The organism is Paractinoplanes polyasparticus (assembly GCF_019710575.1).
In the GTDB taxonomy this organism is placed as follows: domain Bacteria; phylum Actinomycetota; class Actinomycetes; order Mycobacteriales; family Micromonosporaceae; genus Actinoplanes; species Actinoplanes polyasparticus.
In genome coordinates this window covers 1-13,499 of record NZ_JAHWFK010000074.1, presented here as the reverse complement: position 1 = coordinate 13,499, position 13,499 = coordinate 1, and the positions used below count along the sequence as shown (strand labels likewise).

General features: G+C 67.2%; 15 protein-coding genes and 1 pseudogene. 10 read left to right on the top strand and 6 right to left on the bottom strand.

The window, feature by feature from the left end; genetic code table 11:
* Positions 1-235: 235 nt before the first annotated feature.
* Positions 236-913, bottom strand: coding sequence for a hypothetical protein (locus tag KXC43_RS47905; protein WP_221382981.1), 678 nt, complete (start codon positions 911-913; stop codon positions 236-238).
* 120 nt (positions 914-1,033) lie between these two features.
* Positions 1,034-1,249 (bottom strand): hypothetical protein, encoded by a 216-nt coding sequence (locus KXC43_RS47900; protein ID WP_221382980.1) that lies wholly within the window; start codon positions 1,247-1,249, stop codon positions 1,034-1,036.
* A 292-nt stretch (positions 1,250-1,541) separates the two neighbouring features.
* On the opposite strand from KXC43_RS47900, the gene KXC43_RS47895 reads away from it, so the two are divergent.
* On the top strand, positions 1,542-1,880 hold the full coding sequence (locus KXC43_RS47895; protein WP_221382979.1) for a hypothetical protein: 339 nt from the start codon (positions 1,542-1,544) through the stop codon (positions 1,878-1,880).
* A 379-nt stretch (positions 1,881-2,259) separates the two neighbouring features.
* On the opposite strand, the gene KXC43_RS47890 is transcribed toward KXC43_RS47895, so the two are convergent.
* Both KXC43_RS47890 and KXC43_RS47885 read right to left on the bottom strand, forming a co-directional pair.
* Complete coding sequence (locus KXC43_RS47890) at positions 2,260-2,484, bottom strand: hypothetical protein (RefSeq protein ID WP_221382978.1); 225 nt, start codon at positions 2,482-2,484, stop codon at positions 2,260-2,262.
* 38 nt (positions 2,485-2,522) lie between these two features.
* Positions 2,523-2,663, bottom strand: a pseudogene (locus tag KXC43_RS47885) (DUF4259 domain-containing protein); the annotation flags it as partial.
* Between the two features lie 217 nt (positions 2,664-2,880).
* On the opposite strand from KXC43_RS47885, the gene KXC43_RS47880 reads away from it, so the two are divergent.
* A complete protein-coding gene (locus KXC43_RS47880; protein ID WP_221382977.1) occupies positions 2,881-3,267 on the top strand; it encodes a PHP domain-containing protein in 387 nt (128 codons plus the stop codon).
* A 73-nt stretch (positions 3,268-3,340) separates the two neighbouring features.
* Here KXC43_RS47880 and KXC43_RS47875 read toward each other — a convergent pair whose 3' ends face one another.
* Positions 3,341-3,697, bottom strand: a complete 357-nt coding sequence (locus tag KXC43_RS47875; RefSeq protein WP_221382976.1) for a hypothetical protein — start codon at positions 3,695-3,697, stop codon at positions 3,341-3,343.
* 405 nt (positions 3,698-4,102) lie between these two features.
* Between KXC43_RS47875 and KXC43_RS47870 the strand changes: the two genes are divergently transcribed.
* The 5 genes from KXC43_RS47870 (at position 4,103) to KXC43_RS47850 (ending at position 8,143) form a co-directional block, all read left to right on the top strand.
* Positions 4,103-4,426 (top strand): STAS domain-containing protein, encoded by a 324-nt coding sequence (locus KXC43_RS47870; RefSeq protein WP_221382975.1) that lies wholly within the window; start codon positions 4,103-4,105, stop codon positions 4,424-4,426.
* Positions 4,427-4,507: 81 nt separating this feature from the next.
* Complete coding sequence (locus tag KXC43_RS47865; protein WP_255646087.1) at positions 4,508-5,500, top strand: nuclease; 993 nt, start codon at positions 4,508-4,510, stop codon at positions 5,498-5,500.
* Positions 5,501-6,088: 588 nt separating this feature from the next.
* Positions 6,089-6,670 carry an HNH endonuclease family protein gene (locus KXC43_RS47860; protein WP_438870959.1) on the top strand — a complete coding sequence of 194 codons (582 nt, stop codon included), beginning with the start codon at positions 6,089-6,091 and terminating at the stop codon, positions 6,668-6,670.
* 496 nt (positions 6,671-7,166) lie between these two features.
* Positions 7,167-7,622: a hypothetical protein gene (locus tag KXC43_RS47855; protein ID WP_221382973.1), complete on the top strand. Its 456-nt coding sequence runs from the start codon at positions 7,167-7,169 to the stop codon at positions 7,620-7,622.
* Between the two features lie 362 nt (positions 7,623-7,984).
* On the top strand, positions 7,985-8,143 hold the full coding sequence (locus tag KXC43_RS47850) for a hypothetical protein (protein ID WP_221382972.1): 159 nt from the start codon (positions 7,985-7,987) through the stop codon (positions 8,141-8,143).
* A gap of 299 nt (positions 8,144-8,442) precedes the next feature.
* Here the strand turns inward: KXC43_RS47850 and KXC43_RS47845 are convergent, their stop codons facing one another.
* Complete coding sequence (locus KXC43_RS47845; protein ID WP_221382971.1) at positions 8,443-9,654, bottom strand: sensor histidine kinase; 1,212 nt, start codon at positions 9,652-9,654, stop codon at positions 8,443-8,445.
* Between the two features lie 466 nt (positions 9,655-10,120).
* Between KXC43_RS47845 and KXC43_RS47840 the strand changes: the two genes are divergently transcribed.
* The 3 genes from KXC43_RS47840 to KXC43_RS47830 all read left to right on the top strand — a co-directional run bounded on the left by KXC43_RS47840 (position 10,121) and on the right by KXC43_RS47830 (position 13,254).
* Entirely contained in the window at positions 10,121-12,349 is a 2,229-nt protein-coding gene (locus KXC43_RS47840; protein WP_221382970.1) for an ATP-binding protein, read from the top strand.
* A 137-nt stretch (positions 12,350-12,486) separates the two neighbouring features.
* Positions 12,487-12,936 (top strand): response regulator transcription factor, encoded by a 450-nt coding sequence (locus KXC43_RS47835; protein ID WP_221382969.1) that lies wholly within the window; start codon positions 12,487-12,489, stop codon positions 12,934-12,936.
* A gap of 156 nt (positions 12,937-13,092) precedes the next feature.
* Positions 13,093-13,254, top strand: coding sequence for a hypothetical protein (locus KXC43_RS47830; RefSeq protein ID WP_221382968.1), 162 nt, complete (start codon positions 13,093-13,095; stop codon positions 13,252-13,254).
* Positions 13,255-13,499 lie beyond the last annotated feature (245 nt).

Here is a 13,499-nt window from a genome sequence, read left to right as displayed (position 1 = left end):
ACAGCAAGCCTGGCGCTGTACGCACACGGACATGCCGAGATGAGAGCCCTCGTTCATCGATGAAAGCGGGTGCAAGCTCGCCTATTTCCTACTCGCGTGAATCGCATTGAACTGCGGAATGCAGTTATCAGCTGCTCTTCCTGGTGCCCCACCCGGGCCAGGCGCAAGTGTGGCGCGATTGCTTGAATGGACGGTCCGCCGGGTCGGTGGCGATCGGGTTCAGGGTCAGGGCCGGTCATGAGTCGCAGCCCTCTTTGCTGGCGCTAGTTCCACATGAAGGAGCGCGAAGATCCGCCGCCAGAACGCCTGCCGCCGCGCCACCTGCCGGTGATACCGTTCGCCGGCGCCGCAGGCGAGACCGTCTGAGGGGCAGGCCGTCGGCGCCGCGTTGAGAGTGCCTCCACTGCTGCCGGACCCGTTCTGCGGCGGGTGCCCGCCAGTCGCGCAGCCGCTTCACGGCCCACCCCAGCATGATCGCCAGCGCGAGGACGTTGTCCAGATTCCCGATGAGGCTGGCCAGCCCTCCGCGTGCCAGCAGGTACAAGACGGTGAGGCCGACGAGAGTCGCCGCGGCGACGGACATCCCCGCAGAGGCGATGGCTGCGTCGATGCGCGCGGTTGTAACGGAAGTCGCCAGGCGGCGGGCTGGTCCCGATGCGGCGCCCACCCGGAGCAGGGCTGCCAGCACGAGGCAGCCAGCTAGAAGCCAGGTCCGGGTCTCGACCGGCTCGCCCCACAGCTCCGCCACAAGGACGTCGACGGCCACGAGCGCGGCGATGGTAGCCAGGGTGAACAGGGTGCCGCGGCGGCCATTGATTTTCTGGTGGTAGTCGTTCGTCACGACGCCGAGCGTCCAGAGCAGGCCGGACGTCAGCAGGCCCATCACTATGAAGGCCGCAGCGTAGTCGCTCACGTGCTGGATCCACGACGATTGCGACGCGCTCTCCAGGCTCGCCTGGGCCAGCGGCGTCGCGCCGACCCACCCTGCGGTAACTTGGAGTAGCGATATCACAACTCCAGGCTACTGAAGCTGTCAATGAGTCGATCCCCTGGCGAAGCTTGTCCACGGGTAGGAGGCGGCACGGGCCCAGAACGCGTCGCGTTCCAGCAGGGCTCGGCCGTCGAAAGCAATGCCCTCGTCGGGATGACCGGGCGGCAGACCGCAGTCACGCCCGTCGCTCCTCGACATGGATTGCTTCAGCTCGCCCAGAGTGACGCGAATGGTGCGTAGAAACAACACGAGGACCAAGAAACGATTATCGAGTCGGCGCGAGGCCGCGTACTGATTTGCCGCGTTGAAGGTGCGTACCGCTGGAGTGGCATCGTCTGGTCGGAGTGGCATCAGCCAGGCGCCTCTTCCGCTGTTACCTGACCCGTGGTCTCTGTCTGCGGCTCAATGCCTGTATCCGGCCGGCGGGACGCGAGGAGTGTCCAGCACCGGGACGATTATCGGGCTACCGTGGCGCCATGCCACTCGGAGCGCGTCGCCAGCGATGCGGGGTTAACCCGTGGCTGCCCACGCGTACCGACGGACGTCGTGAGTGTCGATGAACCTCTGCGTCAGGTTGTTCTACCGGGTGATGGCTTTGTTTCGTCGCCGAGGCGGGAAACGGTCCGCCGAGTTGATCGGCTACCGGCCGGGCCCGACCAATAGCGACATCACGATCCTTTTTGAGCAGGGCGTGGGTGACGGACCCGGCGAGGTCGAGGTTCTGGATGAAGACGCCGTGCAGGTTCGGGTGCGGGTCCGCTACGAATTCTTCGACCGCGGCTTGCGACATCTCACGGCGATCCCCAGAGAAGTTGTCGCCACTCTGCAGGCTCCGCTGGGCAACCGGAAGGTTCTGAACGAGAGCGGAGGAGAGATCCCACAGACATGAAAAGGGTGCGTCACGTGCCGACGCAACGCACTGATCTGCCGCCGACCGCGGGCGACGCTGGCGCTGAGGCGTCACGCGGCGTGACGCACGCCGGGGCATCCCGACGCATGCTCGTGCCGAGAAGCGGATATCTGATCACGGCGGGAATGCGGACCTCACCTGGCGCTCAGGCAGGTCAGCATCGCGCAAGGTGGCTTGCACATGGTCAGTGCTGTGCAGGTTCCCCCACACCAGATTTGGCGGCCACCTGGGCCACCGGCCCTATGAGGAACTGGCCGCACATCGCGGGCTCCGGGCGCAATAGGGCAACGTTCGGTGCCCGCGATGACGACTTGTACGCGATCGTGTGGTCGCTTCGCCGCCATCGCAGGCGGCAGCACTACTTCGCGATCTTGCTCAGGTTGTTGATGGTCTGAGCGGCCAGGACGTACTTGTTCTCGGCCAGGTCAGCGATGGTCTTGATGTTGAAGGCCTTCTGCAGCGCCTCTGCGTCGGCCTCGCTGACGCCGGCGAGCGCCGAGACCGGGGCGGCAGCGAGGTCAGCCACCTGGCTGGACTCATAGGCCTTGTCCAGTGCGGCGTCGAGGTTCACTGAGATCGGCATGTGGATCCCTTCCGTAGGGGAGCGTTCCGGGCGTTGCGTCACGCCCGGCTTCTGCGACTTTGCCGCACGGAAGCTGGGCGAAACCTGTGAGGCAACGCCTGCCGGATCAGCTTCACGCGTTGACCCGGGGCTGCGTCGTCCAGCTGCGCGCCCCAATCAGCCGCGGCATCGTTGTCGAGCGGGCCGGCACCCCGGGTTGCGGTGCCGCGAGATCTTCCCGTCGCTGCGCGTCATCAGCGGCGTCGAGCTGGGCGAACCCCACTGGAACGCCGTGCCGGTCGCGAAACTGCTCGGCACCGGCCACTACGAACGGGTGCTCGGCTCGCTGCACGCGCTGCCCGTCGACGGCACCCCGTCGAAGCGAACGCGCTCTACCGGCAGCGCCCCGCCGCCGAGGTGCTCCGGCTCTACCTGGCCGAGATCGCCGAGCTGGTCACCCGTACGGATGCTTTCGCGATCCTCGCCCACCTGGACTACGCCGTCCGCGGCTGGCCCGCCGAGGCCGGGCCGTTCGACCTGCACGCCTTCGAGGACGAGTTCCGGCACGCGCTGCGCACCCTCGCCGCCACGGACCGGACGCTGGAGGTCAACACCCGCATCCCGCTGGCCTCGGAGATCGTCCGCTGGTGGCGCGACGAGGGCGGCAAGGTGGTCACCTTCGGCAGCGACGCCCACGTCCCGGACGCCGTCGGCACCGGCCTGGCCGCGGCCGTCGACATGGTCGAGGCACACGGTTTCCGACCGGGCCGTCATCCGTACGACCGCTGGACCCTGCCGGGGTGACCACCCACGGCGGTTCACTCTCATGCCACCATCCGGTCGCGTAGGAGAGCGAAACACGCTGAACACCGGGTGGTCACCAGTCCATCGGAGACCGCGGAACTCCTGCTGATAAGGCATAGCCTTTGACCTCATCGCGAGCCTCGGCATCACCTCGCCTATAGCGGAAGACCTTCCCTGGGAAGATGACGAAGGTTTCCTGGTCGCTGTCGTAGCTGGCGTACCAGCCGCGCCCGACCAGCGCTCCCGCGAAGTGCTCGGCAAGCTCGCCGGGGTCGGCATTGCTGGAGAACTCGACCAAGGTCCATACCTTCGGTTGCTCCTGCGTACTGTCGGACACCTCCAGCCGTGACAGCCTTCGTAGCGTCAAGTGCGAGTCGTCGAACACGGCTCCCGCGCGCAAACTCTCGATGATGACTGCACCGTTAAGCACCGGGAGCCTCCTCCTCGATGAAACCAACGCTTCTAGCATCGACTGACGCGCACATCTCGCCGCGATCCGCGTGCCATGATCAGCGCGCTGGCTATCCAGCGCATGTGCCAACGAGGAGGGTGGTCGTGTGGGCGCCGGCGGCGAGCCGGAAGCCTCACGGCCCTTCGGCTTGCTTCGAACCGGACGCTCAGGACCTTCGATGCACGGCTCACGCGACGGTGACCGACTGCAGTAGTCCTGTTGCGGCGGTCCGCCAGTGGTGATCAGGGCGCTTGGGCTGGTGGACGTGACCTCAGCGCCGACTCGTCGACGGTGGCCGTTTCGTGCGGGCGCTGGCTTGCGGATCGCCGCTGCTGTCCTACGGTGGAAGTGAAGGGTGAACGCGGGATGACGAAAGGCGGTCCCATGCGTGCCCACGATTTCGAGGTTCGCACTACAGCCGATGGCAGCGTCATCATCCGGCCCACGGGAAGTGTGGGCCTGGACCGCGCTGTCGAGCTACGTCAGCTGGTCGTCCGTACCGTGCGTCACGTCCGTCCCCTGCGGCTGGTCCTTGACTTCACCGATGTCGGGACCATCGACTCGATCAACGTCGGAACCGTCGCGGCGGCTTGCACTCTCGGCGACGACCACCAGGTGATCGTTTTCGTCGACAACCCGCGGCCCGAACTTGCCGAGCGCTTGTGCGCGGCCGGCGTGCCCGCGCAGCGGTTGCGTTACCTCGACTAATGACGTGAACGCCGCTTGGCGCACGCAGGCCCGCGGTGCCGGGCGGCTTGTCCTGTCGGTTTTCCTACGTAGAGGGCTCGAGTGCCGGCAATCCGAGCTGCTGTTCACCGGCAGATGATGAACTGGCGCGAAGCCAATCACATCGCGTTGTGCCCTCGGAGGCAGATCATGGTCGAAGCTGTGCAGGTGTTCTGGGCTCCGGCGGGCGCGTCGATGCCGTCGCTGGGATCTCGGGCGTTGGTGGACGTCACGGACGGGGACACGCCGAACCTGCGGATGCCGGTGCGGATGCTGTCGGTTGACACTCCCGAGGTCACCGCGAAAACGCTGGAACGGGCAGCGGTCATCGATGCCGAGTTCAGCCAGCTGGCGCAGTGGATCCGCGACGGCAAGGCACCCATCGACCCAGGCCTAGCGCAATTCGTGTTGCCGAAGTTGGAGACCGGGCGGGCCGGTAGCCTGCATTTCGAACAGGGCCAGGCCGCGTCGGCGTTCGGTAAGCAGAACATCGCGGACCGGCTGGCCCGCCCGTCCGGGCAGCCGCGCGGAATGTTCATCCGGGTCGCGGACAGCCCGTTCGACAGTAACCACCGGCTGCTGGCCTATGTGGCACCGAACTACACCGCCACCGAGTTGCGGGAGATCCCGAAAGCGCAGCGGCCGACGTTCAACCTGGACCTCGTCACGCACGGGTGGGCGGCCCCGTTCGTCATTTACCCGTCGATCCCCGGCGCTGAAGACCTGGCCTTGCTGACCGGCGCCGCCGTGGCGGCCCGGGCCGCCGGGTCAGGGATCTGGGCCAGCCCGGACACTTTGCTGGCCTACGAGTACCGGGCAATGGAGAAGCTGTACGACATCACCGCCACGATCGTCAACGGCGGTCAGCTGAAGGTCGATCCACGATCCTGGCGGGAACGCTACTGCGCGGACATGCGTACCCGGGTGCTGCACGGTCCGGAAGGTTATTTTGTGGTGGAGCCGGAGTACCGGCTGTGGATCTGGCAACAAGATTTGAACGAGGCCGTGAGCCGACTCAACCTCACCCCCGCCCCGGCCCTGGTCGGCGCGGGCTGACGCCGCCACATCCGACCCCGTTGCGGAACCGGCCGAAGACTCCATTGCCATACGCCTGGCGCAACCGCTATGCCTCGGGGCGGCCCGTCCTTGCAGCCTTGGCGAACTGACTCCCCAGCAGGGTCAGGCGCACGTTGACCGCCTCGAATACAGGTGGCGAAGGGCCCTACTCGACGCACTCGGTACGCGAAGGGACTGGTGGGATAGATCGCCCTCCGAGTTGGATAGCGGTTTAGCGGCGTGAGATGCGCGGCCTTTGAACGTCGTTTGCCTCGTGCGAGCGCGTGCCCACCAGCAGGAGTTGGCGGTCGCCAGGGATTGTCCCCGGCGACGGAGCTATGGCGCACCTTATTCCTGCCCCGCTGCTACCGGGACCGAAGCGGTGACCTCGGCGGAGGTGGAGCTGCCGCTACGGCGGCGTCGTAGGAGCGAAATGGGATGTTCACGCCTGCACACCTGCACCAGACACTGACTTGCATCGATATTGGGTCGGGTTGCCCGCGATGGGTGGCCTGACATCCGATGGGAGCCGGCATGAACCGACTGCTTCGATGGATCGCTCTGTCCACCCTCACCGCCGTGGCCAGCATGCTGCTGACCGGTCCGGCCGCCGCCACCCCGCCGGGTATCCCGTCGAAGGCGACCGCGCAGTCCCGGCTTGCCGCGCTCACCGTCGCCGCACAAGGTTCGATGGCCGGGTACTCCCGCGATCTGTTCCCGCACTGGATCACCATCAGCGGCAGCTGCAATGCCCGCGAGACCGTCCTCAAACGCGACGGCACGTCCGTGGTCACCGACAGCGCCTGCGCCGCGACCTCGGGACGCTGGTACTCCCCGTATGACGGCGCGACCTGGACTGCCGCCTCGGATGTCGACATCGACCACGTCGTCGCACTGGCCGAAGCCTGGCGCTCCGGGGCCAGCGGCTGGACCACCAGCAAGCGGCAAAGCTTCGCCAACGACCTCACCCGCCCCCAGCTGATCGCCGTCACCGACAACGTCAACCAGGCCAAAGGCGACCAGGACCCGTCGACCTGGCAGCCGTCGGTGACCGCATACCGGTGCACCTACGCCAAAATGTGGATCACCGTGAAGTCGTACTGGGCCCTCACCCTGCAGTCCACGGAGAAAACCGCACTGCAGAGCATGCTCAACACCTGCAGCTCCTGAAACAACCCGCACTACACGCCGACGGGATGCAGAGGCGACAACCGCAGGTGCGCCCGTGCGGATTCAGAAACATGACCACGGTTAACAACTATCGGCGTGACGAGCGCCGCTCCTGCCGGCCGCCGTGCGCGCCAGCCGCATGAGAACTCGTCACGCGGTGCAGCGGAACCGCAGAGGCGCCTCGGGCATCCGGATCTTGCGATGTGGGCGTGGGACCTAGAGTGAGGGCGATGCGGTGGTCACGTCACGCGCCGGGGCGGACAGTCCTCCCAGGAGAGACGTTGCTGCGCACTGTTGGCGGGCTCTCGCTCGGCGCCGGGCTGGCGATCGGCGCCGTTCGGGGATACGACCTCCACCACCTGGCCACGGGGGGCCGGGCGGTCAATGGGCCGGTGGTGGCGGCGCACCTCGCTTGGGTGGTCGGCGATCTGCTCACCATGTTATTCGCGGCGTGCTCATGCTGTGTCCGGCCCGGTGGGCCTGGTACGGCGGCGCGTTGCTCATCGGCGACGCGGTGCTCGAGCTGCGGTATGTGCCATTGTGGTCCGACCTTCGGGAGCCGGTCGGCTATGCCGGCCCGCGAGGGCTCGGCGTCGTCGACGACATCGTCGTGGTGGTGCTCGCCGCGCTCGCGCTCGTCGCGTTGATCCGCATGCGGCCCGCGCCGCAATCGCCCGAACCCGAGGGCACACTCGCCGGGTTCACCGTCGCATCGTCGGTGTTCGCCTCGGTGGCCTACGTATTCGACGTCCTTCCCGTGATCAGTCGCGAGCAGGACGTCGCGACCGTTTTTCAGTGGACGTGGTTCATGGTGGCAAGCGCGGTCGTCGTCAGTTACGCGATGCTCGGCCGGCCCACGGCTCTGGCGCCTGGGCTGCTGTGCCGTTGTCCTGGCCGTTGTCCGCGTCGGCGGCGACCTCATGGTGTACGTCGGCACTATGGCCCGCATTGACCCCTACACCGGGATCTGGGTTGCCGTGGTCGCTTACCTGCTAATGGCATGGGTCACCCTCAGCAAGTCGCCCGGGTGGGACTACTAGGTTCCACCCCGTGTATACGTCGCGGATGACGCTGCGCGGCGCGTCCAGGGCAGGTCTTGCTCTTCCGGCCGCGGTTCGGCGCGACCTTATCGAAGCAGTGATCTGCCACGGGCGAACGTCTCGGCGGTCGGATCATGGAATGGACATTCATCAAAGCCTGCGTGGCGATCAGTCCCGTCCTGCGGCACCTGCGCGCCACCGCATCACGATCGAGCCCTGCAGTACGGCGTGGCGGCCGTCGGACCCGTAAGTGTCTCCTGGCGTCCTTAATTAGTTGACCACGCCGCCACCGCTCGGCCGGCGGTTCCGGGCACCCGACTGGGTGTGGCAGGCACTGCAGGAGGCCTGCCCGGCCCTGACCCGGATGAGGATGTCACCGCCGTTCGATCGCGAGGACGACGGCGACGACGAGACCGACCTCCACGGTGAGTAAGCCGGGATGCGATGGTGGCGGCTCGTCCCCGTCCGCCCCGATCGGCGCTCACACACGAGCCGGGCAACCGTGAGAACAACGACGACCACCTGAGCGATCAGTTGGGCTGCGGGTTCATGATCGACGCTTCTTTCAAATCCGGATCTGCCGATGAGCGGATACGGAGATGGACGGTCGTAGGTGTGGCCGTCTTGTCTCGCCCCGGGTTTGATGGAGACATAAAGTAACGTGTGGTTGTACCTGGCATACAGTCTGGTGGTCTTTGGCGGCGTCTTGTGCGGGTTGCCGGATTTCTTGCGTCAGGTCTGGTTCTCTTTGGGTTTGCTTGGTTTTTGCAGGGTGAGGTGCGCTGTGGTTCCCTGGCCAGTTCCGGGGGATGTGACGCGTATGGTGCCGCCGTGGGCTGTGGCGATGCGCTGGACGATGGACAGGCCCAGTCCTACTCCGGGTACCGCCTGGTCACGCGCTTGTTTCCCGCGGTAGAACCGCTCGGTCACGTGGGGCAGTTCGTGGGCAGGGATGCCGGCACCGTGGTCGAGTACGGTGATGCTGGGGTGTTTCCGGTGCGCGACTTCGACGGTTACCGTGCTTCGGCGGGGGGAAAACAGGATCGCGTTTCGGATCAGCTGCTGCACCGCTTGACCGAGTTCAGCGGCGTTGCCGTGCACGGTGCAGTCCACGTCCGGTGACCGGACGGCGACGTCGACGTCGACGTCGCCGTGCTGAGCTTCTGCCTGGCATGCGGCCGACGCGGTATGAGCGACCGCGGTCAGGTCTACCGCCGTCGGTGCGGCGCCGGATGCCGCGGCGCCTGCGGTGCGGGTCCCGTCCAGTAGGTGGTCGACCATGCTGACCAGCCGGTCGGCGTTGCGTTGAATGGGTCCGATCAGTTTCTGGAAGCGGTTGGCTGCTGCGTCGTCGGTCAGCAGTTCCAGGTAGCCCAGGATGCTGGTGACCGGCGTACGCAGCTCGTGTGAGACGGCCGCGACCATGTCCTCTTCCCGGGCGCGTGCCCGTGCGAGGTCGCTGGTGAGCTGAGCCAGCAGCCGCTGGTCGCGGGCGGTTGCCAGGTGCCCGACCGCCTGTTCGGCGAGCCCGGCGAGGATGTCCAGGTGCCGGTCGTTGAGGTCGCTGGGGTGGTCGCCGGCGACGAACAGGATGCCTAGTACCTGGCCGTCATGGCCGATCAGCGGCGCTCCGGCGAATGCCCGGATGGGGGCCTCGTCGGTGGATGTGCCGGTTACGGCTGTCGCGCACGAGACGACCAGCGGGTGTTGTGCGGCGGCTACACGCGAGCACCACGGCTGCCAGAACGGCTCGCAGTCCAGGTCGATACCGATGCTGTCGGCGAGCTGGTATGAGTGTGCGCCGGCGACGGTGATTGCCGCTATGGGCATGTTGCAGGTCAGGCTCGCCAGGCGGGCCAGTGCACCGAAGCTGGCTCTGGTCTGGTCGGGAGCGCTGGATGGCTGCGACACCGGGACCGTCTGGTCTGTCTGGTTCACGTTCATACCTCTGCTGGGTCGCGACGATGTCGAAGGACGGAAGCGAAAAAGGTCCGGGCTACGAGCAAAGTGGGCGGGCCGCTGGCCTGGCCCAGAAGGCTCGGCTGAACGGCTGTGACAGCCGAACGCGGAGTTTGGCCATCACTGCTTGTTGCGTCGATGCCAGCACCATCGTCTGAGCAGCGGCCGTCCGGCAGCGGTCGGACCGGTGCAAACTCGTAGCAGCGCCCCGCCCGGGGAAAGCCGCCTGTTGCTCGGCGACCCGATCAGTGCACGATTGTCGCCCGGTGCAGCTGCGCGCCCTGGGGATCGGCGTGTGGCCGCTGCACAGCCGTCGACGCAGTCGGAGTCTCCCGTCGCCTGGCCGAGCTGGCGCACGGCCGAAGGTCACCGGTCGGTAGCAGTCGCGGAGCGACATGCCGGGCGTGCTCAGCCGGCGAAGGGGCGCGCCGATGCCGGGTCTGTGACAACCATGAGGCAGGCGCGCCGGCGGTCGGGGAAGGTGTGGGCGACTCTGGTCGCGGTTGTGGGGTTGTCCGCATCGTTCGGCGCTTCCCGGCTGGTCGACAACGACGCGCGCGCTGATGCCGCCGGGTTGATGGATCGGCGGGTTGCGGTGGCGCAGGCGACCGTTGCCGGCGAGACGCGCCGCTATGCGGGTGTGGTGTCGCAGCTGGCGGCGGCCGTCGGCGCGCAGCGGGATCTGCGAGCGGCCGACTTCGCTGCGCTCTCCGCGGCCCTGCGTCCGCAGGAACTGCCCGGGGCGAGCAGTGTTGCCTTCGTCGTCTCGGCGACACCGGCGCAGATCCCCGAGGTGCAGCGCCGCTGGCGGGCGCAGGGCGCCGCGGGGCTGAAGCTGCGGGCCAGTGGTAGCAGACCGCAGCATCTTTTCACGACCTTCGTGCAATCTCTGGCCGACCAGGAGACGATGGCCGGCCGCGATCTGTCCGTGGCGGCTGAACCGGTCGAGGCGTTCACCGAGGCGGCCCGCAGCGGCCAGGTCACCGTTTCTGACACGTACGTGCTGGTCAAGGACCGGCAGCTGCCAGCTTCGCAGCAGCAGCAGTCGTTCATCCTTGTCGCCCCGGTGTACGACGCCGCAGGCAACGGCGGTCTGCGGGGCTGGGTCTCGATGGCGGTGCGCGGGCAGGCCTTCATGGACGGCGTTCTGCGATCGGCGTCGCAAGGCGTCATGGACATCGTCCTGCGAGCCGGCGCCGGTGATGGACACCTGGTCCCGGTGGCCAGCATCCTCAGCGGTCAGCGGCGCGCCGACGGCTTGGTGCGGCAGGTGTCCGTGCCGGTCGCGCAGCAGCACTGGCTGCTGGAGTTCCGCAACACCACACAGGTACTGCCAGGTATGGACACCTATCTGACCGCGGTGGTGTTCAACTCCGGCGCCCTGGTCAGCCTGCTGCTGGCGGCCCTGGTGCTGACCTTGGCCCGGGCCCGCGACCGGGCGCTGCTGCAGGTCGCGAAGGCGACCGCCGAGCTGCGCACCGACATCGAGCGCCGGCGAGAAGCCGAAAGTCAGCTGCGTTCGGCACGAGACGAGCTCGCTCACCGCGAACAGTTCCTCGACGAGGTTCTCAACGCGATCGACGTCATGGTGCTCGCCTGCGACGCCGACGGCCGGCTGACCCACGAGAACGACTACAGCCGGCGGCTGCACAGCGAACTCGGAGCGCCCGGCTCCGACGACGCCTGGCATGTCGGCGCACCGGCCTGGTTCACCGAGGCCGACGGCGTGACCCCGCTGCCTCGTGAACGCACCCCGCTGCTGCGGGCCCTGAGCGAAGGCAGCGTCGAAGGCGCCGAGATGATGATCCACGGCGCCGACACCCGCCCGCGGGTACTGCTCGCGCACGCCCGCCAGCTGCGCACCGCCAACGGCGCGCTACGCGGCGCAGTCGTCGTGTGCAGCGATATCACCCAGCTGCGGGAATACCAGAAACAACTGGGCCGCTTCGCCGGCGTGGTCGCCCACGACCTCAAGGCACCCCTGGCCAGCATCGGCGGCTACATCGAGGTCATCGCCGACGCCTGCGCCGAACTGCCGCAGGACCTGCGCTCGCGGCTGCCGCTGCCCTTTCTCGGCAAGGTTCAAGCCGGCGTCGATCGGATGAGCCGGCTGATCGAAGACCTGCTCGCACACTCCACCGCCCGGTCCGCAGTCCTGCAACCCGAGGACGTCGACCTCGACAGGCTGGTCGCCGAGGTCGTCGGTGAACGCACCGGCCACCTTCAGGCCGCAGCCGGCTCGACCGGTTCGCTGCTCCCGGAAATCTATGTCGGCCCGCTACCGCAGGTACGAGCCGACGCGGGGCTCGTGCGACAGGTCATCGACAACCTCATCGGCAACGCCCTCAAGTACGTGCAACCAGGCAAGGCACCGCGTATCGACATCACCGCGACGCCGGGCAGCTCCGCGATGGCGCGTATCGAAATCGCCGACAGAGGCATCGGCATCCCCGAGGACAAACGCGACGAGATCTTCGCCAGCTTCACCCGCCTCCATCTCGACGCAGGCTACGAAGGCACCGGCCTGGGCCTGTCCATCTGCCAGGAAATTATCGAGCGGCACGGCGGGCACATCGGGGTGACCGCCAACCCCGGCGGCGGCAGCTGTTTCTGGCTCACCCTGCCCGCCAGCCCAGTACCTGACCCGCAACAACCGGCACGACAACTCACCCTGACCTGACCCGCAACTCTCGGCACGGACCATGTCGAGATCACACCGCTGTGCCGACCGGCCGGGCCCACCCACCAGAGGCCAGCGTGCGGCAGCCACCGAGCCGTTCAACCCCCGTGACGACCAACTGACACCAGGAGTCATTCATGCTCATCTTCGACGCACTGAACCCACCAGCGAGCACCGGGCCGGCGCCCACCGCGAGCCCCGATCGGCGAGACCGTGAACCGTACACGGTGCTGATCGCCGAGGATGACGTTCGCGAACTCGTCACGTTCAAGCTCGAGCAGGCCGGCTACGCCACCGTGAGCGTCAACAACGGCACCACCGCACTGGCGTTGACGCACAGCCAACAACCCGACCTGGTCGTACTCGACATCGGCATGCCCGGCATGGACGGCTTGACCGTCTGCCAGCAGTTGCAGGGCCTGGCCCGCACCGCTGGCATTCCGGTGCTGATCCTCAGCGGCCGCGGCCGTGACATCGACGTGTCTCTCGGCTTCACCGTCGGCGCCGGCGACTACATCGTCAAACCGTTCCACCCCGACGACCTCATCAACCGCGTCAGCCGGCTCTTGGCCACCCGCGGCACCTGACCGCGGCAGACCTCCGGCAACCATCTCGCCCCTCAGCACTACAACGGCGCCCGGATCGAGCCGACCAGGAGAAGGTCGGCACATCATCGTCGCCTGGAGAGACGCCATGTCGGTATCTGTGAGCTCTGGTGGGTCGCGCTGGACGGCGCACGCGGCATGGATGCACCTGCAGAACAGTCGCCGCCAGCCGGCGCCGCCGACCCGAACGGCGGCGCCAGCACCGCGACGGTGACGACCGCTGTGCAGAGCGCCGCCCATGGCGGTGACGTGGCCGCCGCGCGGCTGCGGCCCGGACACCGCCTGGACGTCACCGTCTGAGCCGAACGAATAGACATCCGGGCAGTCGGTGCTCGTCCGGGCAACCAAGTGCGATCGTTACGCGTTCGTCGAACAGGTCGACGACTTGCTGGGTCCCTGTCATGCCCCTTACGCAGGCCGCTGCTGCCGCTCAGGCGCGCCCTCAAACGAGCCAGCGTCCGGTTCACTCTGAGTTCCCCCCGCTTTCGTGGAGCTTCTCAAACATGATCGACTGATCATGGGGAGGAAGCATTTGTGGCTGCACC

Excerpts from the sequence above, each read along its gene's own strand:
- KXC43_RS47890 (WP_221382978.1), bottom strand. The coding sequence starts at position 2,484 with ATGCCGATCTCAGTGAACCTCGACGCCGCACTGGACAAGGCCTATGAG.
- KXC43_RS47870 (WP_221382975.1), top strand. The coding sequence starts at position 4,103 with ATGCGTGCCCACGATTTCGAGGTTCGCACTACAGCCGATGGCAGCGTC.
- KXC43_RS47860 (WP_438870959.1), top strand. The coding sequence starts at position 6,089 with ATGCTGCTGACCGGTCCGGCCGCCGCCACCCCGCCGGGTATCCCGTCG.
- KXC43_RS47845 (WP_221382971.1), bottom strand. The coding sequence starts at position 9,654 with ATGAACGTGAACCAGACAGACCAGACGGTCCCGGTGTCGCAGCCATCC.
- KXC43_RS47840 (WP_221382970.1), top strand. The coding sequence starts at position 10,121 with ATGAGGCAGGCGCGCCGGCGGTCGGGGAAGGTGTGGGCGACTCTGGTC.
- KXC43_RS47835 (WP_221382969.1), top strand. The coding sequence starts at position 12,487 with ATGCTCATCTTCGACGCACTGAACCCACCAGCGAGCACCGGGCCGGCG.
- KXC43_RS47830 (WP_221382968.1), top strand. The coding sequence starts at position 13,093 with ATGGATGCACCTGCAGAACAGTCGCCGCCAGCCGGCGCCGCCGACCCG.